Annotated in this window: 22 protein-coding genes; 7 read left to right on the top strand and 15 right to left on the bottom strand. The window is 57.7% G+C overall.

Annotation, left to right across the window (positions count from 1 at the left end; genetic code table 11):
* Positions 1 to 16: 16 nt before the first annotated feature.
* The 7 genes from AC3WOG_RS36660 to AC3WOG_RS36630 form a co-directional block, all read right to left on the bottom strand.
* A complete protein-coding gene (locus AC3WOG_RS36660; RefSeq protein WP_492582771.1) occupies positions 17 to 385 on the bottom strand; it encodes a TrbG/VirB9 family P-type conjugative transfer protein in 369 nt (122 codons plus the stop codon).
* Positions 386 to 416: 31 nt separating this feature from the next.
* Entirely contained in the window at positions 417 to 1124 is a 708-nt protein-coding gene (locus AC3WOG_RS36655) for a VirB8 family type IV secretion system protein (protein ID WP_492582736.1), read from the bottom strand.
* Entirely contained in the window at positions 1118 to 2080 is a 963-nt protein-coding gene (locus tag AC3WOG_RS36650; RefSeq protein ID WP_492582770.1) for a TrbL/VirB6 family protein, read from the bottom strand. Before AC3WOG_RS36650 ends, AC3WOG_RS36655 begins: the two co-directional genes overlap by 7 nt.
* A gap of 626 nt (positions 2081 to 2706) precedes the next feature.
* A complete protein-coding gene (locus AC3WOG_RS36645) occupies positions 2707 to 3357 on the bottom strand; it encodes a TrbJ/VirB5 family protein (protein WP_492582735.1) in 651 nt (216 codons plus the stop codon).
* Between the two features lie 297 nt (positions 3358 to 3654).
* Entirely contained in the window at positions 3655 to 6174 is a 2520-nt protein-coding gene (locus AC3WOG_RS36640) for a VirB4 family type IV secretion/conjugal transfer ATPase (RefSeq protein WP_492582734.1), read from the bottom strand.
* Positions 6161 to 6445 carry a VirB3 family type IV secretion system protein gene (locus AC3WOG_RS36635; protein ID WP_492582733.1) on the bottom strand — a complete coding sequence of 95 codons (285 nt, stop codon included), beginning with the start codon at positions 6443 to 6445 and terminating at the stop codon, positions 6161 to 6163. The genes AC3WOG_RS36640 and AC3WOG_RS36635 overlap by 14 nt, the downstream gene beginning before the upstream one ends.
* 9 nt (positions 6446 to 6454) lie before the next feature.
* A complete protein-coding gene (locus tag AC3WOG_RS36630; RefSeq protein ID WP_492582732.1) occupies positions 6455 to 6856 on the bottom strand; it encodes a mating pair formation protein in 402 nt (133 codons plus the stop codon).
* 209 nt (positions 6857 to 7065) lie between these two features.
* Here AC3WOG_RS36630 and AC3WOG_RS36625 point away from each other — a divergent pair, with 209 nt between their 5' ends.
* A complete protein-coding gene (locus AC3WOG_RS36625; protein WP_492582731.1) occupies positions 7066 to 7923 on the top strand; it encodes a helix-turn-helix domain-containing protein in 858 nt (285 codons plus the stop codon).
* On the opposite strand, the gene AC3WOG_RS36620 is transcribed toward AC3WOG_RS36625, so the two are convergent.
* The 3 genes from AC3WOG_RS36620 to AC3WOG_RS36610 are packed head-to-tail and all read right to left on the bottom strand — an operon-like array spanning position 7920 to position 11229.
* Positions 7920 to 8963: a glycosyltransferase family 9 protein gene (locus AC3WOG_RS36620; RefSeq protein WP_492582730.1), complete on the bottom strand. Its 1044-nt coding sequence runs from the start codon at positions 8961 to 8963 to the stop codon at positions 7920 to 7922. The genes AC3WOG_RS36625 and AC3WOG_RS36620 overlap by 4 nt on opposite strands.
* Before the next feature lie 23 nt (positions 8964 to 8986).
* Entirely contained in the window at positions 8987 to 10783 is a 1797-nt protein-coding gene (locus AC3WOG_RS36615; RefSeq protein WP_492582729.1) for an ATP-binding response regulator, read from the bottom strand.
* On the bottom strand, positions 10780 to 11229 hold the full coding sequence (locus AC3WOG_RS36610) for a putative pterin-binding protein (protein WP_492582728.1): 450 nt from the start codon (positions 11227 to 11229) through the stop codon (positions 10780 to 10782). The genes AC3WOG_RS36615 and AC3WOG_RS36610 overlap by 4 nt, the downstream gene beginning before the upstream one ends.
* 44 nt (positions 11230 to 11273) lie before the next feature.
* On the opposite strand from AC3WOG_RS36610, the gene AC3WOG_RS36605 reads away from it, so the two are divergent.
* The 3 genes from AC3WOG_RS36605 (at position 11274) to AC3WOG_RS36595 (ending at position 14136) form a co-directional block, all read left to right on the top strand.
* Positions 11274 to 11645 carry a hypothetical protein gene (locus AC3WOG_RS36605; protein WP_492582727.1) on the top strand — a complete coding sequence of 124 codons (372 nt, stop codon included), beginning with the start codon at positions 11274 to 11276 and terminating at the stop codon, positions 11643 to 11645.
* A 173-nt stretch (positions 11646 to 11818) separates the two neighbouring features.
* Positions 11819 to 12307: a putative pterin-binding protein gene (locus AC3WOG_RS36600; protein WP_492582726.1), complete on the top strand. Its 489-nt coding sequence runs from the start codon at positions 11819 to 11821 to the stop codon at positions 12305 to 12307.
* A gap of 89 nt (positions 12308 to 12396) precedes the next feature.
* Positions 12397 to 14136 carry a hybrid sensor histidine kinase/response regulator gene (locus tag AC3WOG_RS36595; RefSeq protein ID WP_492582725.1) on the top strand — a complete coding sequence of 580 codons (1740 nt, stop codon included), beginning with the start codon at positions 12397 to 12399 and terminating at the stop codon, positions 14134 to 14136.
* Positions 14137 to 14328: 192 nt separating this feature from the next.
* Here AC3WOG_RS36595 and AC3WOG_RS36590 read toward each other — a convergent pair whose 3' ends face one another.
* From AC3WOG_RS36590 to AC3WOG_RS36570, 5 genes are all read right to left on the bottom strand, one after another.
* A complete protein-coding gene (locus AC3WOG_RS36590; protein WP_492582724.1) occupies positions 14329 to 15318 on the bottom strand; it encodes an FkbM family methyltransferase in 990 nt (329 codons plus the stop codon).
* Between the two features lie 94 nt (positions 15319 to 15412).
* Complete coding sequence (locus AC3WOG_RS36585) at positions 15413 to 15634, bottom strand: PDDEXK nuclease domain-containing protein (RefSeq protein ID WP_492582723.1); 222 nt, start codon at positions 15632 to 15634, stop codon at positions 15413 to 15415.
* Positions 15631 to 16113, bottom strand: coding sequence for a DUF1016 N-terminal domain-containing protein (locus tag AC3WOG_RS36580; protein ID WP_492582722.1), 483 nt, complete (start codon positions 16111 to 16113; stop codon positions 15631 to 15633). The genes AC3WOG_RS36585 and AC3WOG_RS36580 overlap by 4 nt, the downstream gene beginning before the upstream one ends.
* A complete protein-coding gene (locus AC3WOG_RS36575) occupies positions 16110 to 16391 on the bottom strand; it encodes an HU family DNA-binding protein (protein WP_492582721.1) in 282 nt (93 codons plus the stop codon). Before AC3WOG_RS36575 ends, AC3WOG_RS36580 begins: the two co-directional genes overlap by 4 nt.
* Positions 16392 to 16586: 195 nt before the next feature.
* Positions 16587 to 17993: a RepB family plasmid replication initiator protein gene (locus AC3WOG_RS36570; RefSeq protein WP_492582720.1), complete on the bottom strand. Its 1407-nt coding sequence runs from the start codon at positions 17991 to 17993 to the stop codon at positions 16587 to 16589.
* A gap of 1066 nt (positions 17994 to 19059) precedes the next feature.
* Here AC3WOG_RS36570 and AC3WOG_RS36565 point away from each other — a divergent pair.
* From AC3WOG_RS36565 to AC3WOG_RS36555, 3 genes are all read left to right on the top strand, one after another.
* Positions 19060 to 20271, top strand: coding sequence for a ParA family protein (locus AC3WOG_RS36565; RefSeq protein WP_201078903.1), 1212 nt, complete (start codon positions 19060 to 19062; stop codon positions 20269 to 20271).
* Positions 20268 to 21242 (top strand): ParB/RepB/Spo0J family partition protein, encoded by a 975-nt coding sequence (locus AC3WOG_RS36560; RefSeq protein WP_492582719.1) that lies wholly within the window; start codon positions 20268 to 20270, stop codon positions 21240 to 21242. The genes AC3WOG_RS36565 and AC3WOG_RS36560 overlap by 4 nt, the downstream gene beginning before the upstream one ends.
* Before the next feature lie 1502 nt (positions 21243 to 22744).
* Positions 22745 to 23002, top strand: a complete 258-nt coding sequence (locus AC3WOG_RS36555; protein WP_492582718.1) for a hypothetical protein — start codon at positions 22745 to 22747, stop codon at positions 23000 to 23002.
* Positions 23003 to 24366 lie beyond the last annotated feature (1364 nt).

Below are 24366 nucleotides of genomic sequence, written 5' to 3'. Positions count from 1 at the left end.
TCGTTCCCTCTCCTGGTTAGTACGCCGAGGGCGTCACGAAATGCACGATATGCGCAGCCTGCAGTGCATCGTCTATCGACGCTATCTGGAGGTGGAAAGTGCCGCGCGTCGTCGTGACATTCAGCCCCATCTTTTCGCCTGGCCGATCTGCCGTCACCTGCAGCGTGTCGCCCGTTCGTTGAACATGAAAGACCGGTGCCGTGCTCTGCGCGACGGCCTTGATGTGCTCGCCGCTCGGGAAGTCAATCGCCAGCAAGGTTCTGTCAGCAACCGTCAGGTCGTAGATCTGGTCCGGCATGTACGGCAGGCGCTGGACATTGCCTTCCGTACCACGCAGGACAGGATCAGCAGCCGTTACTGCGTGCGCCACGTCCGACAACGCCACTGCGGTCAAGGCGCTCCTGACTGTTCGCATGTCAACCTCCAGATGGGGCCGGCGCACCCGGCTCTGTGTTCGGCTCGAAGCCGGTTACCATGAAGCCCGTCCCGTTGATGTAGCGGTTCTGCGGCGTTAACGCCTGCTTCACGAAGTCGTAGCGGAACAGCACATGCCAGTACACCGTCTTGTTGTCGCCGTTGCCGTCGTTATAGGTCGTGAAGGTTGCTTCGGCTTTGCGATCGTCCCGGTCGAGAATCCGTACGCGAACCTCCTTGACCCGGCGCACCGTCGTCTCGGCGATGCTGTAGTACGGGTTGTCCTTGTTCTTCGCGTCCATCTCGTGGTTGAAGCTGTCCGCCACGTTTGATGCAGAATGCAGCCTGACGTAATCAATATGGTCCTGGCGAAACGCACGATCGAGCGTGTAGCGCTCCGTCACGTAACGGGCAAGCTCGCTTTCGATCACGGCATCTTTCGAACTGAGCACCGCAGGTGTGCCGATCTCGCTTTTAGCGACATGGTTGTGCGTGTCAAGGGTGAGCACCACAGGTGGCACATACTCCTGATTGGCCTTGTCGTAGGCCATCGAAGCCAGCGCAAGGCCCGCGATCGGCCACGCTACCAACGCGAGCAGATATGCACGATTCCGGGATAAGCGAATCGCCTCATAGGATTCGGCTGGCGGTGCGTGAGGCGCTGCCGCCTTACGCACCCTGGATGATTTCTGGATAATCGCGCTCACCATTGACCTCCCTCAGATGTGCCGCTCGACGGAGCTGTGCCGCCTGGGCCGCCCGGTTGACCAGCACCCGATGGGCTCGACATGCTTGAAGGGCTCGTAGCGCCGCCCGAGGAAAGCGCCCGCTCGATCCGGGCAAGCTGATTGCCGTGAGCAGTTTGGGTGTTGCTGATACTGGTCAGCGCAGTCGCCGCGCCCGGATTTGCGCCGGCGCCGCCTCGCCCACCCCCGGAGAACTTCGACATGATCTGGGACATCATGAAGCCGCCGATCATGTCCGCCATGCCGCTGCCGGCGGCGCCGCTCGATGTCAGCGCGGACGCCAGGGGGCGAATGGTAAAGGCCATGAAGAGTGTGATGGCGCCTGCAAGGATGATTGCAGAAAAGGCATCGTTCGCCGTCATTGCGTTGGGGTCCATCTTCGATACAAACTGGTCAGTGATATCGAAACTGAATTTCACGATGACACCGAGCAGGATGCCGACCAGTGCAAATTTCGCCATCGCCGCAAACCAGCTCATGCCGAACCCACGCGTGCTGTCCCACATCAACGTCGGCACGAACAGCGGAAAGAGCAGCATCGTGACTGCAAAGCCCATGTCGGAACCGACCTTCAGAACAAGCGCGACCAGGACCATCGCTGTATTGACCATCTGCAACACGAGCCCAAGAAGCACGATGCCGATCTTGAGCATCGACTGCTTCATCATCTGGCCAGATGCATCGGAAAACTTGTTGTAGGCGTTCTCCAGGTATTGCGTCATGGACTGCCCGCCCATCAACGCATTTACGGTGTCGTCGCGCAGCTCCTGAAATGAATGAAAAATCTGTCCAGCAAGCCCGCCCCAGTTCAATGCCGCGAACACGAACATGATCGTCAGAAGCATTCTCACGAGAGGCCACACGTCCGCAGGATCCCGCCCGGAATGAACCCGGATTACCTTAACTGCCACCCAGATCATCGCGAGGTATAGCGCGGGTTGCGTGACTGCGTGCCCCAGCACCGGGTAGTTGGTAGACAGAAACGCTTCCGTTCGCGACGGGATGCTGTCGAACAATGACTGGATGAATTGATCTACCGGATCAGCCATGTCACTTCCCCGGGCCAAAAAAAATCTGCTTGGAGGCCTCAGCTGCGGCGTTGCAGTCGCGTGCTTCCGGAGTGTCAGCAAAGGGGCTAATGCCGCGGTTTGTGCAATCGTCTTCGCGCGCTTTCATCTCAGCGCGATGCGCAAGGTAATACGCTTCCGTCTTCGGCTCGAACGCCGGCACAATCTGCGCAGGGGGTTCGACAGTGCCCCCTCCCGTGCTACTGGTATGCACGACGTAAACGATCAAACCGCCGCTGCCAACAACTGCGACCGCGAGAAGGAACCAACTGAGCTTGCTTGTCCACGTCATATGACTGTCTCCAGTTTCTTCACCCGTGAGCCCGCAGGCTCACGGCGCGCCTGTCACGCCTGCTGCCCGATAGGATGAAAATCGCACGCGCACGGCGATTTCGATATCGCGCCCGAATGCGCACAACCCGCCAGACACGTGGCGCCGGCGAGCAGGAGGTAGAAAACGATGCTTCGCATGTCGATCCTCACTTCGAAACGTTACTGAAAAACTTCTCGCGCTCTGCGGTGGCCTGGTTACTCTCGTTGAGCTGGTTCGCCGTCAGATTCGCGTTAATGGCCTGCAATTTCGTCTGCGCGGACTGGGCCATCCCAAGCTCGGCCGACATGCGGTTCTGCAGATCGGCCGCATCCTTGACGTTCTGCGTCGTGTCGACCTGCTGTGACAGGTTCTGGAAGTTACGCAGGTGCGTTTGGGCCTCGTCGTACAGCGACTCTCCGCCGGCCAGTGCCGATCGAACCGAGTCGGTACTCATCTTGTAGTTCGCACCCTCACCCTTGTTCGCGAAGTCATCGGGTGACATCGTGTTCATCACCTTTTCATACGTCGCCTGTCGGCTGCCGTAGATACCGCTCTTCTGCTGCGATACAACGTCCTGCCAGCTGCCCGGCACGATGGATGACGCGTCGATCGCATCGGTCAGCCCCTGCCCACCCCGCCCGTACGACCCGGTTACCGCGCCATATTGCTGCTTGAGCGTGTCGTATTCCTGCTTGAGCTGAGCGAGTTGCGCGGCCAGCGCTGTCCAGGTCCCGGCATCGCCAACCGGAACGCCCGTTGCGAACGCTGTTGTCGACATGGCCATCACTGCGATGGCCGCTACGAATGGTCCTTTCATTTCTGCACCTCCACTTCCGGTTGTAAGGTCGATTTCGCCAGTCGCGCTGCGCTCCTTTCCTCGCCCATCCAGTACACCCTGACGCCTCGCGCCCACGACCACGCATACACAAAACAAAGCGCGAGCACGCCGTACTGCTGCGATTCCCACGCCATCCAGAACCAGAAAGGTTGCCCTGCAAGCCCACAGATGCAGGCCCACCTCCGCCAGTGTTCGCGTCGGTCCTGCGACAGGAAAACGCTTGCCGCACCGAGTACACCGATTGCAATCTGTCCGATCACAAGCCCCCCTCTCAACTCAAACGTTGTGTGTCCGTTCAGATAGCGCGCGTTTCATGAACACCGGAACCCACCGGCTTGGGTCCGTTGTGCCCAACTCAGCGCGGACACGATTCATCAGTTCAACCGACTTGTCATTCGACGATAGAACGGCCACCAGCTCAGGCATGTCCGACATATCAAACGAGGCGCGCACACTGACTCCGCTGCCCTTCTTGATAAGCACCTTGTAGTCAGTGGGCGCTGCGCGCTCGATGAATTCGAACTCGCTCTGCGAAAAGTCCAGGTTATCGACGTAGTCCCGTCGATCGGCCTTGTCATTAGCGAAATAGAAGCTCGTCACCGCCTGATTCTTGACGGCCGCCACCGGCCGATAGAGAGCGCTCGGCTCGGGCGTAATGAAGAGCGTTACGCAGTTGCGCCGACGGAATGTCTCGCGATACAACTCGACCTTCTGTTGCCAGAACGGATTGCGAATGTACGTCTGGGCTTCGTCCCACACGATGATCGCGGGCGACCCGTCAAGCGATTGCTCGATACGGTGTGTCAGGTAGTTGAGCAGGATGGGAAGCTCTGGCCTTCCCTCCTTGTCTTTCATGAGCTCCCGCATTTCGTAGCGGTAGTGACGATGCGTTGTCACATCGAGCGTGTCGAGTTCGTTGTCGAAAGCCGCAGCATTCGCGCCATCGCCGTGCCACACGGCAATCGCCCGATACAGGTCCGAATTCTTCGCTCCGAAACGCCAGGCCAAATTCCGCAGGCGCCGGTCCTCGAACCTGGTCTTGCTGTCATCGAAGTTGTCATTGACCGCCGTGGCAATGCGTTCGATATCGTCGACGGTGAGCCTGTAGCCGTAGCACGTCGCCATCATCTGCAGTAACTCGCGCAGCATCGCGCGGTTCTGTTCCGTGTCGGGCATCTTGCAAGGGTTGCCAAGGGAGCGTGACAGGCTTAGTACGACGTCGGCACCGTTCATTGCCTGCATGAACACGGTCGCGCCGTTCTCACGGTCAAACCAGTGCACCCGGGGCTCCACCTTATCGGCCTGACTGGTAACCATCGCTACAAACAACGTCTTGCCCACCCCCGTTTTCGCCGCGAAATTGCCATGCCCAGGCACCATCCCGGCGCGTTCCTCATGAAAGTTCAGGTAGTAGCCGGTCTGACCTTCAGTCGGCAGGACCATGAGGCATTCACCCCACAGGTTTCCGTCAAAACGCCCTTGCGGAAAGCTGTGCAGCGATGCAAAAGCGGCAAACTGGATCGTCTCGACCTTCCCGACCCGGCCGTTGTGCCGCTTTCTGGCACCCGGTATCTGCGACCATACGGCGCGCTCCATTCCGGTCGTCTCAACAACCGGTTTCACGCCCCAGCTCTTGAAGCACTCGCCCGTCTTGCCCACGGCATCATCCAGCGCTTCAAGCGCCTTCAACGCCGCCTCCTGCGAGCGCCCTTCTACCGGCACATGAACGAGGACGCTCATGTGGTGTGTTCCAAGAACCGCCTTGTTGGCAGCCTGTCGCATACGCAGTGCCGTAATTTCCGCAGACATACCGGCAGTCGTCCGGTCGTGCGACAGCCGCGCCTCACTGGTCGACGTCGCCATGCTCGCGTCAAGCTTGTCGATCGGGAAAAATTTCTGCGTGACGATCAATTCGGCGGGCAACCGCTGGAACCGGTCTGCCATCCCAGCGACAGCGCCATCAGGCCAGCGCGACATGGCCAGCACCTGTCCGATGCGGCGATGGTTGAGCCCGTTGACCTCAAAAACGTCTTTCCCTAGTATCGGGTTGCGCCCGAAATGCAGATACGAACTCGCGATCGCCTGGGCCAGGTTGTATGAGTCAGCCAGCACGGGGCCGTCTTCTTGCGTAAGCAGATAGCGGAGGAAACGCGCGATCTCACAACAGGGTCCGATTTCCGTCTCGACGCGCCCCAGCCGCCGAGGGGCGTAGTGCGTCAACGATTTCATCAGCGAGTTGACCTTCTCTTCAAGGTCACGCGCCTGCCGCGACTCCGTTTCAAGCTTGTCGCTGGCGCCGGATGGATTGAACGCATTGAATACGCGATCGAGCCGCCCCACTACCCCGCTGTAATGCCGGTAGCGCACGATGGCAATATAGATTTCGTGCTGATACAACGACCGCGTCTGGAAACGCGCCTTCAGCTTTTCATTGAGGAAATTCGGAAACCAGTTCGAATACTTGCCGGCGGGCCACCGGTTGGCCTTGCGCCGGATCTCGTACACGTAGATGCCCACATTGCTGTCAGCGATCGACTCCAGCGCGGTGTTCCGCTGATGCTTGTACGCATCGACGCCGGTGTCATCGAGCATTTCCGCGTAGAGCCCCTGCAGACGCACAATCTGCACCAGTCCGCTGTCGAGCGTGCGCAACGTATGGCCGTTGTAGTACGCGTTCAGGCCAAACGGAAGTTCGCGCGAGGCGTGCAGATCAGCCGCATCATCTTTGTCTGACTCGCTCCGCTGAACGAATGGCGACGCGCCGAAATGACGATCAAGAAAGTCACCGAGGGGCATAGGTCTTCGCTCCGCCCCAGTATTTGAGGCTACGTGGCCTCGCCGTCGCGCCAAAGCTCTGATACGCGACCGAGAACGCGAACATATCTTTCGCGGTGATCAGATAGGAGCCGATGACCAGGAAGGGCACGGCGAGCATCACCGGCCACCATTTGAGGAACATGAAGACAACCGCGGGCAATACGAACGAGCCGAGGAACAGCTCAGCCAAGCAGCCCCATATCATCCAGGGTTGCACCATGCCTTTCGGGATTTCGTGAACTTCACGCATGACCTCACCTCAGATCTGCGAGGAAGCGACCGACGCCGCATAACGGACGATGGAAGGGACCGCGAAGAATACAAATGAGCAGATAACTGCGATCACGGCACCCTTCATCGGAATCCAACCCTTCGGCACCCCGAGCACACAGATGCCGAGAATCGCCATGAAGACATAGGGACCCGCGTCGACGAACAGCCAGCTAACGAAATCGCGAACCAGGCCAGTGCCTGTGCTGTAGTCCATCGCATAGGCAAATTCAGGGAAAGCAACTGCGCACAGCATAGCAATCAGCGATGACACGCGCCGCGATGTGCTTGCTTCGACACTGCAGAAAGCCGCCCGCGCGTCGCGCGTCTTCTCGCAAATGAAGGACAACAGGCGCTTCGCAACACTCTTACCTACAACGGCGTCTGCCATATCAAGCCTCTTCAGTGATTCGTGGTTAGGCGGATACCGCGCCTTAACTCCTAACCCTGCGCGTCATCCAATGGAATGAAGATTACCTACCGCGTCACTTTACTAGCCATATAGCGCGTGTCAAGTCATGTTTTGCAAAATATTACCCAAACCTTGCGTGTCAGGTCAGTTATGGATAAAGTCGGCAACCAAAGGAGGGGTATCGAGATATGCCTGATAACGACATTCAGACCGATTCAATGGCCATCGCCACCCGCGTTCGCAATTTGATGGAGCGGCACGGGGTCACAAAACGGGCCCAGGCCAGCGAGCTAAGCCGGATACTTAATCTCAGCTTCTCGGCTGCGAGCCGCAAGATGAAAGGCCAATTGCCATGGGATCTGAAGCAACTCGGGGCGGTTGCTACGCACTTCGGCGAAACGCCGAGTGTCCTGGTGGAAAGCAACGAAGGTTTTGAAGATTCGATTGCGGGAGAAGGGATGCTGATGGTGAGCCCGCGTCCGCTGCCCTGCTCAGTCTGGATTGGCGACGAACTGAGCGGTGATCGATCAGCCGATCTGGTAGCGATCCAATCGGGCAACGCATGGAATATCTACCCGGCCGAAATTGCTCCGGCCGGCCGGATCTTCAATGTGCTGTCGGTCGAAATACGCCCCAACCTGCCGCACCTTGAGAAGCCGACTATCGCGGTACTCGACGACGATACTGAAACGCAGGCGGCCAACAACGTCTGTGACTATCTTAACGACCACGGCCTGAACGCCACACCGTTTTACGATCTGGCCAGCTTTCGCGAGAGCCTGAAGAGCAACGCGTTCGACGCTTTTATAATCGACTGGCTCATCAACGATGACACCGCCGAGGCCGCGATTCTCGATATCCGGAAGGCAGAAAATGCAACGGCGCCCATTTACCTGCTGACCGGCCAGTTGCAAAGCGGCAAAGCCCGCGTTGATGACATCGCCAGGGTGATTAAGCAGTTTGGCTGCAAGTGGATCGAAAAACCGGTCCGTATGCCCATCTTATTTTCGGAAATCTCTCACGAGCTGAGCCGCTCATCGAGCTAATCGCGAAGGTGCAGCGCCCAGTTGCTCGCGATCAACTTCTGATACGCGCGGTCGACTATCTCCAGATCGCCCGCTCGCCCACTTGCCTGGATTCCCTGAATTTCCGGAAGAGGAAGGTTTATAGCTTTGCACGACGGATAGTCGCGCACGCGCAACTCAGACGCAATCGTAGTGAAAAACGCCACTGTAGGCACGTCAAATCCAGCTGCGATGTGAACGGCGGCCGTGTCAGACGTCACAACGAAGCGGGCATTTTTCACCCATGCAAGAAAGGTGGCCGTGTCCGTCGATAGGCTCTTAATATCAGTGTAGTGCTGGTGGTCGACCTTGCCAAAGCCAAGTACGGGAACGTGAAACCTCTCCCAAAGCGTATTTACAGCCTCGGCTCGAAACGAATGCGGAATGCTGCGCACTGGCGTGCTGGCTGTCGGACAGAGCAACGTATATTCCTTCGATGACCACTCCGCGCTCAAAGCCGGAAGAGTTACGCGCTGAAGCCAGTCATTCGACTTGTGGTCCGGGCCAACGTCAGCCGGTGCGATCCCGAGCGCCCACAGGAAAAAATCTATCATGGGCATCGCCGAGAAGTTCGGCCAGAACAGATGGTTACCCAGATCGACCCGGAGTTCATCGTCGGGCAGAGAATCGACATCGACGGGAAGATCCACAACAGCCCCAAAGATCGGCGCCGCCAGTTCGTATAGCTGCCTGACGTACGCAGGAGCGCGACTCGGACGGTAGATAACAAAGGAAATTCCCGGGTGCCGCCTCTTGATCGCCGCTAGCGCCGTGAGTCCAATAATCGAGTCCCCCAGCGTGACGCCCATTCCGTTGATGACATGAACGCGCGTTAGACGCGAGTAGTCGACTTCAAACGGTGCAACGTTTGCATTCTTGATTGCCTGCACAGCAGAAAGCGCGCGAAAGCCTTCTGCCGCCACGTCGGATACCTCAAGGTCATAGGAGGCAACAATCTCACCATCGCGCGATAGCAGGGAACCTGCATTCGTAAGCGCCGATACCTCATCAAGGATAGTCATTGATCAATCACGTTCGGTTGAATTCAGTGTGGCTTGTCAGCTGCAAGTGCATCCAGTAGCGCCTGCTTTAATACCGAGTTTCGCACAGGCTTGTGCAGGTGTTGGGTGAAGAGTTCGGCTCCACTGTCTTTCAGCAGCTCCCTGGAAAACGCACTGATGCCGATGATAGGAACATCCCTATTCGGTCCCGGCGTCGCTCGTACCTTTCGAGCGACGGCGATCCCGTCTTCCCCTGGCATCTGCACATCCAGCAATACGGCGTCATACGTAGCCTCACTCAATGCAGCCAAAGCCTCGCCCGCGTCGGCAGCAACATCCACATGCGCGCCAAACGATGACAGCACATCCGCAAATGACTCTCTTGCAGATTCCTGGTCATCTACGATAAGTACCCTCTTCCGTTCGATGATCGCCGTAACTTGCAGCTCTGTTCCATCGGCCTCTGTAGCAGCTGCGGCTGCCTTGACGGGCAGCGACACTGAGACTTTCGTTCCTCGCCCCGGTTCAGTGTCGATGTTGATCGATCCGCCGAGCAGATCGACCAGCCCCTTGACGATCGCGAGGCCAATGCCTGCGCCGTCGTGTTTCCTCGTATTGGACTGGTCCAGTTGCGTGAAAGGCTGAAAGAGCTGACTAACGGACGCCGCAGGTATCCCGGGCCCGGTGTCTTCAACGGTGATGTCAAGGACGGCCCCATCCCTGGAAGGCGTCACGTCGAGACGCACAAGAATTCGACCGGCATCTGTATACCGGACCGCATTCGATAACAGGTTTCCAACTATTTGCCTGATGCGATCGGGGTCCGACAGATACCAGCCATCCCCATTGTTGACCAGCGCGACGACCTCCAACCCCTTGCTCCTGGCAGACGTCGTCACGTCGTCAATCATCGATCCAATAACGTCGGCGGGTTGAAATTCCCGCTCCCTCAACGTGAGGCCTCCGGCGTCCAGTCGAGCGAAGTCGGTAAGATCTTTCATCTGTGTTTCTAGCCTACTTGCAGCCACCGCCAGCCGCTTGATCAACGTCGCGTCTCTTTCGGCAAATCGCCGATCCAAAAGGGTATCGGCCACACTAACGATACTTTGCAGAGGCGTCCGCAGTTCGTGCCCGATCATCCCGAGGAATGCATTTTTGGCGCGTACCGCATCCTGCTCCGCCTTTATCGCCGCGCCCTGCTGACGCGTTAGCCTCTTACGATCGACACCCAGCATCAAGGCGAGGACAGCCGCTCCCGCCAAGAGTAGCAACAGCAGCAGGCTGCTCAGGAAAAAAAGGTGCCGCTTTTCGATCAAGTCGTCGTAGACGGTATCACGCCGGGCTATCTCGGCCTCGCTCACGTGATCCGTGATGACTGCCATAGGGTCGTCTATCTGTCCCAGACGAAGCGACAGGTCCACAGCCTTGCCAGGATCTTGCGGTAGCTGTTCGATAGCAGGCTTCACCTTCTCGATCACAGCACCTATTTGGACGATCGCATCTCGAAAGGAAACATTACCGCTGAAAATCTGGGTGGAATCGGATGGTGCGGCCAACACCGCGTATTTCGACTGCAGCACATCGAAGCGCAGTTGCACCGATCGGTAATCCGATCGGCCTGCGCCGTACAGGAGAAGGGTGTTTTTTGCCTTGTTGACCGCGATTTCCAGTTGTGCCACGGGCCAGTAGTAATTCTCTTGAGGACCAGTCAGCGCCTTGAGACTCGCTGGCGACAGGAGCAGCGAATACGCGAAATAGAGCCATACCCCGGATACGGAAAGTAGGAGAGCAATCGCGACGCCGAGGACTCTTTTGACGCCAAGTCGGCGAAGGAAAATCATTCAACGACAATCTTATAAATTTGCCACACAAATCGAGCCTCGATCGACGCCCGGTTCAGGTCCTCCTGATGGTCATCGCGCGGATAGATCAGCATCAGCGGCCCAAAACCCTTGGGTTCCAGGGCCTTCCCGTCCCGCTCATACGCCATGATCACTCCGTACTGCACGGCGTCGCTCACGGGAATATCGTGGCGGTAGTCATCTAAAGCGTAGACGTGCAGTACCTTTCCTTGCACGCGGACCTTTTCGAGGATGCTCTGCAGTGTCGGACCACGCCATGTACTGACGGGCGTCCAGTTGGTGGAGGTTTTGATCGTCTTGCTGCCGAGCGCGAGCAGATCCTTCCGTTTGAAATGATATGAATGCGTTGCCGGATCGGTGAAATTCTTGATGTTTCCACTGACGTCGAGAGAGAAATCCATCTCCTGGGCGTAAGCAGTTGACATACACACAAGCGCCAGCGTTGCTATGATCGGTCGCAGCGTTCTCAATGTTCGCTCCGGTTACGGTATTCTTCGAACTGCAGGTCAGAAAATCATTCTCTCTTAGTGACGACCGCAGGTCGAAGCAAATTTACTTTTTTTCAAGTATGGCAACCGATAAACCTTCTACCGTAGCGCGCCTAAACGACCTTCTTCAGGCGCTCCACCAGTGCCAGGAAGTTATCCAGTCCGGTGTCCTCGCGACAGACGGCGCTCAGAAATCATCGATGCTTTCGCGTATCGATGAACTCGCGCGTGAGGCGCATTCGCTCTGGCCGCAGGGCACTGAAAACGCCGACCCCGAGTTTCTGGAAATCATGCACGTAAAGCAGGCAATCCAGAATCTGGTAGTCGATTGCCGAGCGTCGCTTGCATCCTGATTTGGGGCCGGATGATTCACTTCATGAACCTATAATACCGTACGGCTGAAACACGGGTCTTCCAACAACGCATTGGTTATCGCGCCGTTACGCTGGGACAGCTGTATCCCAACGTCCGATCAGAACATTCAGTTACCGCTACCAGTGGCAGGTTCGCCGCTGAACATTTCCTTATGAAGTATTTCTCGATCGCTCTCGCCTGTGGCCTCCTGACTGTGGGCGCCGTGCAGGCCGACCAATTCATGCCGCTGATCATTAACGGCAAAGTTTCCAACGTCAACGATCCGGCCACGCACGGCTACCGCTTTTCGCAAGCAGAATTGATGTCAACGGATTCCGCGACCATCATTACTTCGACAAACTGGACGAAGAAGGAATCGTTTTCCGGCCCTCTGCTCTCCGCGCTTTTGAAGCGCGTCGGCGCAGCAGGTTCAACCTTGTCAGTATGTGCGGTTGACGATTACTGTCACGATGTGCCCGTAGCAGATGCTGAGAAATACGGAGTTATCCTTGCGCTGACAGCTGATGGCAGGCCGCTGCCGCCTTCGACGTTTGGACCGGCTTGGCTTATCTATCCTCGCGACAAATACCCTGGCGAACTAAACACTGCAACCTACGACGCACGCTTCGTCTGGCAAGTCACCCGGATAACCGTCAAATGAAACCGGCGCCCGGTGTTCGACGGGGCAATCGTGTCCTCGCATTTCTGTTGCCTTGCGTTCTGGTCGCGGCTGCTGGATGGACATACGCGTTGTACGACCTGTTGCTCTCGCCTGGCAGTATCATCTCTACGCTAGGTCCGCAGGAGAATCACTATTGGACGGTTGCGCGGTTCCAGATCGCGGCACTCAACACCGAACAGCAGGTGCTCCTTTACGAGCGGGGCACCGCACCAGACTTCGATGCAGTCACAGCGAAATTCAATGTACTTCGCTCCCGCTATGCGCTCATGGCGCATCGCTCCGAGGCCGCAGATATGCTCGCCGGGTTGCCTTCGTTCCGACCGACCATGGAACGACTCGGCACCGCGTTGAGACAGATGGAGCCGCTTCTGCTGCAATTGCATACCGATCGCCGCTTGGCAGATGAGCTTATACCGTTGTTCGAAAACATGAAGGCGGATAGTGGGCAGCTGGCATACGAAATCGGCGATCTCGAAGTCGCGCACCGCGATAGCGTCTATGGGGACTTCGTCCGCAAACGCAGAAACATCTTTATCGCCAGCGTTGGTGTTGCCGTGCTGGCGTCAATAATGGGTGTGCTCGCCTTCGTCTATGACAGGAGACGCCGCGCGTTTGTCGCACAGCAATCCGCAGCTCTTGCGGCGGAGCAGCGAGCGAACCATGCGGCGGCCGAAGCGATCGGCGCAAAGAACGCTTTTCTCGGCGCGGTAGGGCATGAGTTGCGGACTCCGCTTCAGTCCATCACGTCATCCATCGAGTTGCTGGTCGCCAGCAACCCCGATGAGGCGAACGCACGGGTAATGAGCCGTCTTGACCGCGCCGCGAGACAGCTGGAATCACAGATGCGTGACCTGACCGACTACGCTCGGCTTGATTCGGGAAAACTGGCGCTTCGCCCGACGCGTTTCGATGCGGCCGAAGTTCTCTACAGTGTCTGTGACGACATGTTGCCGCTGGCCACGGGCAAGGGTCTGGAGCTCACAGTCGGTGTCGACGTAGAGGCAGACGAGTACATGGCGGATGCGACGCGCCTGCGTCAGATCATTGTTAATCTCATTTCGAATGCTATCAAATACACTCACGAAGGAACGGTCGATGTTGCGATGACATCGAGTTCTAAACGGGACTGCTCCGTCCTGCATATGAGTGTCAGCGATAGCGGTGTAGGCATCCCAGCTGATCGCATTGATGACGTATTCAAAGCCTTTACACAGATCAGGCCCGAAGGCGCCGCCCGTCAAGACGGTGTAGGCATGGGTCTCACCATCGTCAAAGGTCTGGTTGACCTGATGGGTGGAGAGATCAGCGTGACCAGCGAATTCGGACACGGAACAGTATTTGCCGCATCGTTCCCAGTCGCGCATGTCGAGCACCAGGCCCCTACTACGCCAGCTCACGTGCGGCCGATGAGTGCAGCCGGAAAACTGCGCCGCGCCATGGTCGTCGACGATCAGGAATTCGCGCGTGAAGCCATTCGTGATTTGCTGGTAGCGCTGAATTACGAATGCACTGTTGCCTGCGATGGTTTCGAGGCAATGACCAATCTTGCGACTATCCGCCAAGACGTTCTTTTATTTGACATCCAGATGCCCGGCATGGACGGCCCCGAGCTTGCACGTAAACTTCGAACGACGCCGGGTCCCAATCAGCACACTCCGATCGTGTGGATCAGCGCTATGCCACGGGAGACGATTACGCCGTCAGACGCTGAGAGTTTCCGTCACTACCTGATGAAGCCCGTGCGCGTCGATAGTTTGAGATCAACGCTCGAGGACGTGCTTCGGTCCAGCGCGGTCGACCTACTCTGAAAAGGAGGTCGGAACCCGTGGACGTCCACGGGTTAGGCAGCGGACTGATTCAGAAAGTAGCGCTGGGTGAATGCTCCAGTCGACAGGTAGTCTACACACACCTGCGCGCATTGCCGGTTGTAGAACATCTCGATGTATTCGCTGCTCTCGCAGCCGTTGACTCACGGCGACGAGACGACGGTGCAGATGTCGTTACTCTGTCGCCACGATTGGCTGATCGTCTTTTACAGTGATCTGGTTGAGCGTCGGGTCCGCAGTATGCACGGCAATGATGTTCAAGCGACCGGCCGGAAAAACACGGTAGCCGAGGCCTACAAGAAATTTCTCGATTGCCACCTGATCGGATTTGAGAACTTCGACGATCATGATGGGACGGTGCTTCGCCAGCATAGACCGGCCACCGTCCAACACCTCAAGCTCCATTCCTTCGATATCCAGTTTCAGCAGGTCCAGACGCTCTAAACCAAGGGAATCGAGACTGATCATCGGAATGATGTTGCAGGACGCGGCATCGTAGGCAATGCGCTGTCCGATGAATTCGTTGTCGGGCTTCGGACGCAGTTCCAAACTGCCGAAGCTCGTCGGCGTGAAATAGTCCGGCTGCGGTACAACAAGTTCGCCGCACTGCACGCCGAGAGCGGCAAGCCTCACGCGCGCATTCATGCAGTTATTCAACGCCACATTCCCCGCCAAGGCGTAGTACAAAGCCTCTTGTGCTTCGAAGCCTAGGACGTGCCCCCAGCCGTACATGTGTCGCGCCCACTCAATTGTATGCACGCCGATATTGGCCCCTCCATCTATCGCGACAACGCCGTTACCGAAATGTTTGCGACGGCAGTCGAGCAATGCCAGCACCAAACTTACTTCGCTCTCGTCAAAGCTTGAAGTGTCGAATATCTGGAAGCCAACCCCGTAGGGGCGGCTACTGGAGTCAACGTGATGGTCATTGCGATTCACAATCATGCTCCCATGATTGGATGCAGCCAGAACGAAGGCAATGGGGCGGAGTGGCAAGGGCATGACTTGTGATCCTGAAAGTGTTCTCGTGATGAGGCGCTTATCTGGTGGCAACATTATCGCGGTGCCGTCAGGATTTGGGCTTACGTACGCCAGCTGTAGGCGTTTGCGTTCGAAGCGCCGCATGACCTGGGCTACCGTTCTCCAAGCGTCTTCGGTCGGCATTGGGAAACGCCGCCGCGCAATTCAGTCTGGCGCGCGTAGGCTGTGTACTCCTGTTTGTCGGCGAGTCGCGAGGTTTCGTGCCGGTCGCAAAAGATCAGTCCACATCAGGAGCGCGCGCGGTTCCGACGCTACGCCTGTCCAGTTCGGCCCGCGTACGCTCGAGTTCATGCGCGATCACTTTCTCGTCCGGCAGCACGGTCTGGTACTTCGCTGCGAGAATTTTGTTCGGCAGGTTATCTAGCGCATAGTGCGCTTCAGCAGCGCCCTTCTCCGCACACAGAATCAGGCCTACGGGCGGATTTTCACCAGGCTTCATCCAGTGAGCGACAGCAGGCGCACGTAGGCCGACCAGGGCAAGGGAAATGCCTTTGCCACGGCGGCCAGGTCAGGAGAGTTCCGCGCAGGTGGTCCGGAAAGGTGTCGTCCGGCAGAAATTGCAGACGGTGTCGGGACAATTCTCGGGGACGGGGATTTCGCAGACAGCGTCTGCAAAATCTGCTCCGCCGGTCTGCTGAGATAAAACGCCCGCATCTGCGAAAGGTTGCGCCAGCCGAAGCCTCGCCCGAATCGCTGGGACAGATCGGCGCCGAGTCGCTTGATCAGTGCTTCGCGGTAAGCGGCCCAGCCCTCGCCGCCCTGCTCGAATTCCACGATGCGCCGGCCAATCTCGCAATAAGTTGCCGTCATCAACGCGTTGATACTGCGGGCTGTCGCTTCGCGCGTGGACTCCACCACGTCAGCAATTTCGCGTTGTAGGCCCGCATAAACGGCTGCCGCAATGTCGGACTTCGTCATGACGCGTTCACCGCCTCCCTGAACACCTTGCCGGCCGTAAACTTGGTCGCCTTCGCAGCTGGAATCTGGATTGCTTTGCCGGTTGCCGGGCTACGGCCAACGCGTGGGGCGCGCTCACAGCTCGAAAACGAACTGAAACCGATCAGTAGCACGGTTCCGCGCCCTGCCACCGCAGTGGTCACCGCCGCGGCGATAAGCGCGTTGATCGCCTCGCCGGTGCCCGTCTTGCTGTCGCTTTTCGCGGCGACGACCGTATCAACCAGTTCCTGCTTATTCATCGTTTATCCCTGTCGGGTGTTCATGAGACCGTTCCCGCGGACCGCGGCCGCCGGTAGCGCCGCCCTACAGCACGGCGGCGCATCCGCGCAAACAGGACCGCATCCTTTAACTCCAGAAATTCCCAGGGCCGCAGGTGATTCAAAAAGGTAGCGACGGCGAACCGCTTGGAAACGCGCAGGTGCTCATGCTGACACTCACGCCGATGCGCGAGACGAATTCATGCGCCCGAATACGAATTGCCCCAAGTACCAAACCAGTTCCGTATTCGCGACGATGTCCTCCTCCGCTACAGTTGCGGCCTCGAGCTTCATACGACGCAGCATGAGCTTGCCCTCCCTCGACGCAACCCATGCGCGGACCAGTTCCTTGCGGGTTTTGGCGTCCGCCGCGTTGAAGTGTTCGCGGCCCTTACGCGACTCCTCGTTCATGCGTGCACGGACTTCTTCTTCACGCGAAGCGATGCTGCGTGCGACCGAACTCTGGGTTTCGGTTTTTACGACATCCGCTTCAGTCTCTTCGGTAAGTAGCTTCGCCTGAACCTCGACCATCTTCCGCTCGGCTTCAGACATCTTCCAGTTATCGCGCAGGGCTCGCATCAGGTAGCCGGCGGGACTCCTTTTTATCTGTCCACGATTGAGCTTGAATCGCGTGTATTCGACAGCCTGCTGGATGTGCGCATCGGTCCAGACTTCGCGGTTCTCGGAGATCTCGCTGAACTGCTTGGTAGACAGGTTGAATTCTTCTTTGAGAATTTTGTACAGGTGACTGGCGTCAGCCAAGCTGGCCAGCGCAGCGTCGGCGGTATCCTTGCGCTTGAGCAGGAACCTTATGCGGTCGATTTTCTTCGATGTGCTGGACTCGGTCCTGGTCTCATAGGACAGCTCGATGTCCGACACCTCATTGATTTCTCGCACAGCCGGTTCTAGCCAGTCGCGCTTGAAGTATTTGAAGATGGCGGCGTTCGCTCCCATTCTGCCGGGCCAGTTTCGCATGTCTTCAAGCGGTATCCATTCTGTTCGGCCATTTGGGACACTGGGAAGGACCTGGTCATAGATCGCGCGCGCCAAGCTGCGTGTAAAAGCCGTCGATATACGCAGGCTCAACCAGTGGGATTTTTTTGGGTCACGGATTTGCGGGACCAAGCGAGGATGCACGTCGAATCGAATGCGCCCCCTGTGGAAGCCGACCATGCCCATCAACTGGACTGATACCCACAGATCGTTTTCGTTGGGGTCCCGATCGAGCGGTGTATCGGTGACCTGGATTTTCGCGTCCTGAGCTTCTTCCGCGATAGTGCGCAAGTGTTTGAGATTGCGGCTGTCATAGCGCATCAACCACTTGAAGTAGTTCAGCTCAACTTCGTACTGGTCTCGTGCTTCCTGCTCCTGGGCGACAATGAAATACGCGGCGTCAAGAAAGCGCCGCGCCGGCAGCCCCATGTTGACGACTTGGGTGAAGAAGTTGTTGCGTTGGTATCCGATTTCACGATTGGCTTCGCTGATGGGCAAACCCAAGTCGAACATATCCTCGAACAGCGCGAGCGCCATCTGTCGCGGCGTCACTTTCGACTTGCCTTCTTCCGGAATGTCCTCCGCCGCCATATTCTCATCCGCTCTTCATTTTCGCTTTCGGGAATGTAGCATTCGTGGGTGAGCTGTCAACACATACAACCTCACCATCAGCCGGCCGCACTGGCTGTCTGCGGCCTACGCTCATCCGCCATGCACAATGAGCCTCACCGCAGCACAATCAACCTCACCACGATGGACCCGCATCTCCCGTCAAACCCTTATTCCGTGTGATTGGAATTAGCTCCTGCGCCGCTATGCACAGCCAACCTCACCTTGGTGCGAACCAGCAAATCCCGCACATCTGACCTCACCTTCGTGTGGAAGCGGTCTCACCTTGCCGACACAACGAAACTCACCTTTGTGCACATCTGACCTCACCTTTGACACAACGGACCTCACCTTTTGGAGGTTAAGACGTTGAAAATAAACAAAATCACGTTCCTCTGTTGGTTTGTTGGGTTGTTTGATTTTTTTAAAAAAACAAACCAACCCGTTACCAGGAAGCAACTTGCCGAGCGTCCCTGATGGTGAGGTTGATTGTGCCGAACAGCAGTTTTGGTCCAGCCCCTGTTCTGTTTCCACAGAAACACGTTTTCGATCGGTAAAGCACCCGAGTGAAGGTGAGGTTCATTGTGCAGGCGTGTGCACAGACACCTGTATAAAAACCCCCGCGCGTGCGACGCGGTGAAAATCGGAGAGGAAGGTGAGGTCAATTGTGCTGGGTGAAACAACTCGAAGCGCGCCGATGTGTTCGTTGCACAATGAACCTCACCATGTGTCGTACTTTTGTGCAAAGGTCGATTTGCGTGGCGATACTGCTTTCAGAATTAGCACAAGCGACCTCACCTTGAACGACCATCTGGTGACCGGCGCGCCAACTACCGTGCCCTATCGGCGACAATCCTGCCGAATGGCAGCGGTCTGGAAGAGCAGGAAGTGTCTCTTCTACGCTTGTCGGCCGCACTCCAGTCAACCGGGAACGCGCAATGACGGGTGGTCTTTCAGAAAGTCTTCATAAAAAACAGTCATTTATAGAGCAATTTTCATGTGTTTCCTGTATTCTGAGGTTCATCGAAATTTACGGATAAACCTCAGAATGGTGAAAACGAGCCAACTTCCTGCTGTAGACCGAACAGTTCCTCTTGAGCAGATTAGCCAGTTCGCTGAAAAGGTCTCAATTTTCACGGATGAGCTGCGTAACACCATTCTTGCCCCCCGACCGCGAAAAGCTGCTCCTGTTTTCAAAACAGGGGAAATTGCTGAGATGTGCAACATCTCTCATTCTCAGGTCCAATACCTCGCAACCAAGAGCGACGGAGAGTTGCCGCCAGGCACCGCTGCCGGTACCGGCCGGACCCGCACATTCACTCTGGAGGAGGCACGCCTCTGGGTCCAGAAAGTTTCCGACATCTATCAGACTCCACTCGTCACGGGAACGCGTGAACCGGAAGGGAAAATCGTCATAACGGCCCAGTTGAAGGGCGGCTCGGCAAAGACAACCACAACTATGTGTCTCGCACAAGGACTGACGTTGCGCGGGCGCAAGGTGCTTGTCATCGACCTCGACCCTCAGGCCTCGCTTTCCGAACTGTGCGGCTTGTACGCGGAAAAGGATGTGACGCCGGACGACACCGTGTTGCCGTATATCTACGACCAGGACGTCGAGGGTGGCCTGGAAACAAGGGTTCAGTCGACCTACTGGGATGGGCTTGACGTGATTCCGGCTCACACTGAATTGATTGGTGCGGAGTTCCATCTGCCGGCGATGCAGAAGATGAGGCCAGGCTTCCGGTTCTGGACGGTGCTTCGGCAAGGTCTCGAGCCACTACGCAAGCGCTACGACTATATCCTCATGGACACGTCGCCTTCGCTGTCGTACCTCAACCTGAATGCACTGCTGGCGGCGGATGCCATGGTCATGCCGATGGTCCCCGAAAATCTGGACTTCATCAGCTCGCTGTCGTTCTGGCGATTGTTTTCAGATGTATCCAAGAGTTTCATCAAGTATGAGCAGGACAAGAAATACGACTTTATCTCACTGATGCTTTCGAGGGTCGATTACGGGCGTACCTCCTCCGCACCTATCGTGCGCGCATGGGCACAGAGCGCGTACGAGAGCTGGCTGCATTCGATTGAAGTGCCGGCCAGTTCTGTGATGAGCACAGGAGCGCTGGCATTTTCAACGGTATTCGACGTAAGCAGTACCCATAGCGCGGCTAAGTCGTTGCAGCGTGTACGACAGCCCCTTGTCGATTACTGCCGATGGGTGGACGAAATCTATGCAGAGAAATGGAGGAACGCGCAATGAGCAACATGCGAGAGCAACTGCTGGCGAAGACGTCCGGCATCCGGACGACCTCATCTATCAAGGAAGATGAGGTCAAGCGTAGCAACCGAACGCAGACGGCGCCTGGCCTCGCGGGTGCGCTCGCGGTAGCGCAACTCCGTGTGCAAGAGCTGGAGTCCACCGGCGCCGCGTCGCAATTATCGGTGTCCGACATCGTGCCGAATCCCTGGCAGCCGCGAAGGGTATTCAACGAGGCGAAGTTGTCGGAACTGGCCGAGTCCATTCGTGAAGTCGGACTTATGCAGCCCATTGTGGTCCGCCGCTCCGACGATATCTATCAGATTGTGGCAGGCGAACGTCGGTGGCGTGCGCACAAGATGGTGGGACTCGACGACATCAAGGCTGTCGTTGTGGAGTGCTCCGACGCAGACATGGCTGTGTTAGCTCTCGTGGAAAATGTTAGTCGTGACGGCTTGTCCGACTATGAAGTCGCCATGTCCATGAGGCAGACGGAAAGGGAGTTTCCTGAACGTAAGCGGATGGCCGAGGCACTGGGTATGTCCCGCAGCGGGCTCTACCAGTTCTTCTCGTTCGAAAATCTGCCGGACTTCATTAGGAAGGACCTCGACATCCAGCCGAGGCTCCTTGGCGGGACTGCTGCCCAAGCGATTGTTGCGGCCATCAAGAAACACGGCGAAGACGGTGTGAACGCGGCAATGGAACTCTGGCCGCTCGTTGTGAAGGGCGACATGGACCAGGGGAAAATGGCAGCGGCGATTAAGGCGTTGGCAACTCGTCGAACGACGACGAATTCTGCAAGCGAGCGGAGCATCGACAAGTTTTTTTCTGGCAAGGAACACGCGGGCTCCATTACCAAGGACATCAGCGGTATCACGGTGAAAATTAAAGCCGGCGTGCTCACCGACGCGCAGGAGACGCAGATTCGGGAGCTTATCAGCCAGATGTTCCACGCTCAGCCGAAAGCGAATTGAGGAACGCTTCGTCCTCAACTGAGCCCGCCCTTGCGCGGGTTTTTTTTCGTCCAGCCGTTCCTGCTGTGTCTAGAGTCTAGACACACCGGCCGCTGCGTCGCCGTCCCACCCAGAGCATACGTGTCTAGACTCTAGACACGAGATTAGGCAGCGGTCAGCGGGCGTCGCTCGGGCATGCAGGGACCAATGAATAGCCGCGACCATCCTTGGCGTGTCTAGAGTCTAGACACGCACGAGGATCGCTGTCGGTTCTGAGCAGTGTTGTCAGAATCCCGGTAGTTCATGGCTTCCCGGAGCGTCAAGGCTGGTGGACGACAGGTGAGCATGTCTAGACTCTGGACACGCCTCCGACTGAAACAGCTAGCCAAGAGCCAAGCTGTGATATAGAAGCCTGGCATAGGAGTCAGCGACGGCGCAGCAGCCTGATCAACATGAATATGAGAAGCGTGGGACCCCAAGATGCTCTTCACGTCGGACCCAAAACCTGCGACAAGCATTTATCGCAGCGACCAGTGAACGTTCTTGCCCACCATACCCTGGTCCTGAAAATCAACGATGGCTGTGCGAAGCCAGCTCTTACGACCTTGCCGCGGTACTTCAGCATCCTTTGAGTAGCTCCCACACCTGCTTGCCGAAGGACTGGGCGAGCCCGACGCAGCACCGGCCTAGGCTTCGAGAAGTTGCCCGGCTGCGAACTTCCACTGTGGTAATTCGGTCCAGTGCTCTTGTGCCCTATGAACGACAAAGCCAAGTCCCACGGCAACTCCTAAGATAGCGATCAACAGACTGCAATGGTGGGCATGACCAGGGTCTAGGCTGTCCGACCGACCATCTCCTTGGTGCGCTCTCCGGCGAGGCGTTGAACTGTAGTCGACGGCACAGCGGTTCCCTCTGCGTTCTTCCGGGTCATGGTAATCCCCCTTGCAAATGTGACTCCGGTCTCTGCGGACCGGCCAGGCCTGATTGACATGATCCGTATCGCGACGTCACGATATAGCTTTCCTAGTTCCTCCGAGCGGCAGGCGCGCTCAGCCCGCGTATAAATGGCGATAGTTTGGAGCGAGGCTTGGCCCGAAATCTGCCGTGGGTAATCTCCCGTTTCGCGCATTGCCCTGGGCATCTGCACGGACTCCTTTCCCGCTCACGTTCCCTCACCACGGCCCACGCCCGAATCAACGACGCCCATCGTCCGTGTGCGGCGATCTTCGCGCGCAGCGAGTTGCCGGCACGGTCGTGCCATGCGATCCATAAGCAGCATCTATTGCGGCCACGATGATCGCGAAGCCGCCGGTCTGATCGCTCGCCCGCCATAGAAACGCCACAGTGAGGCAGAACTCTGCGGTCGAGCCTACCTCTGGCTGACTGAGCAGGCCGCCCAGCTTCTAGGGCTCTTTGAGCCACCGGCCACCCCTGTCAGCTACGAACCGGACCAGCAACAGGCTGACGATATTCCCGCGTTTCCCCGGCGCAGCAGCCTGCCAGCGTGGCAGACGGCACCGTATATGGATCTTTCCCCTGCTGCCTTTCAAAAGAGCCAACATGGGCCGCTGACAGCGGACCTTCAGCGCCAGCGGTCCCCGGGTTCTCATAAAGCCCTGATTTTCAAGCCGATCAAAGAAGCCGGGCGGCATGGCAGGTTGCTGTCCAATGTGGTCGCCGTGGTTTGGAAGCACCTCAAAGCCTCCAACCGCCCGATCAACTACCTGCGCAATCAGTTCATGGCGCCCACCGATTTTGCTCACCGACGCTTTGCCCGCTAGGCCGCGATGGATGCTTCGCAGCAGGTTCAACTCGATGCGCATGAGGTGCAGCCGTGCTTTCCCGTCGCATCGGACAGACTTTCTTCGATACCGCCGGCGCCCGCAAGATCGTGATTTCCGCCCATCGATCGACCACGCACGACGTCCTTGAAGCGCAGCCCGCGGCATGGCCCGATCTTGGGAAGAGAATTTCGATGCGCTGCGTGCTGGCCGTCACCTGCCTGCGACTGCCGAGCTCGAAGAGCAGTTCGGTACCCGACGTCGTGAACAGAACCCCAACCTGTCCACGCGTTAGCGGCCGCCTCCCGGAGAACCCTGCCCAATGCTCCTTTGCTGACCCGGATCGGCGACACCCAACTTGGCATCCTCGTGCGCCTAGGGGGCGCCGGTCGGCCGAAGACGAACAGCATCGGTCAATTTGCGGCTCCAGCGCGTGCATTTCGGTGGAGGGAGCTGCGGTCACAGCGGGCCATGCCTGCGTGCGGGGGCCGAGAAGGGACGGTCATTTTGTTCTGCCAGTCTGGATCTGTAGACGCGTTGCAGAGATGGGCAGAGGTAACCGGTACCGTGCCGATATTGCCAACTTGGTCTACGGCGGGGCAAACGTTTGTTGTCGGTCATTGCCTGACTACCGTCCGGGCAATCCAGCATCCCGCTTGAAAGCACTACCACACCTGTATATATTAACAGTACTGTTAATATATACAGGTGTTGAGCCGGCACGGAACACCGGGTACGCGTGCGCCGGTCCAGCCGAGCAAGCCGTACGTCTCGTAGCTGTGCCGGCAGCTCGGGCTGCGGCTGACCGCCGTGGCCCGTGCGGGCGGCCGTCACCCGCGGCGCGGCGCACCTGGACGTCGGCGAGCGCAATCTAGCGACGATCCGGCAGATCCTCGCGCGGCCGCAGACACAGCAGGACAATCGCGCCGGCCGGCGAGTTGACACGGGCAGGGCGGGGGCCCGGACGGTCTGCGGCGCCGATGCGTCGGTTCTTCCTGCGGCCGGCCCTTGTCTGCTAATTGCTATTGGCAGCCAGGCCCGGCAGGGCGGCGGAACAGCGACTATCATGTATATGTGGTCCGTGCTAAACGCACGTGACTACAAACGGAGCAGAGGCGGGGCTGGCGGGCAAACTGGCCGCCCGTCTGTGCTCCGCCACGCACCGGTCCGCGTTCACACAACTGAAGCGGGCTTTTTTTTGTGCGGGCTCAATGGTGATAACTCGTATTAGCACCATGGCGTTTAATCGGTAGAATACGGGGAAACCGCCTTGAGCCCCGCTTTTTGTAGGGTTAACCCTTGAATCGCGGCAGTCGCCGCCCCGTCTGTGTAGACCCGGCTCACCTTGCCGGTACCCCGTCGGC

The sequence above is a fragment of the Paraburkholderia sp. FW306-02-B genome, assembly GCF_058782725.1.
This window is presented reverse-complemented; position numbering and strand designations above follow the sequence as displayed.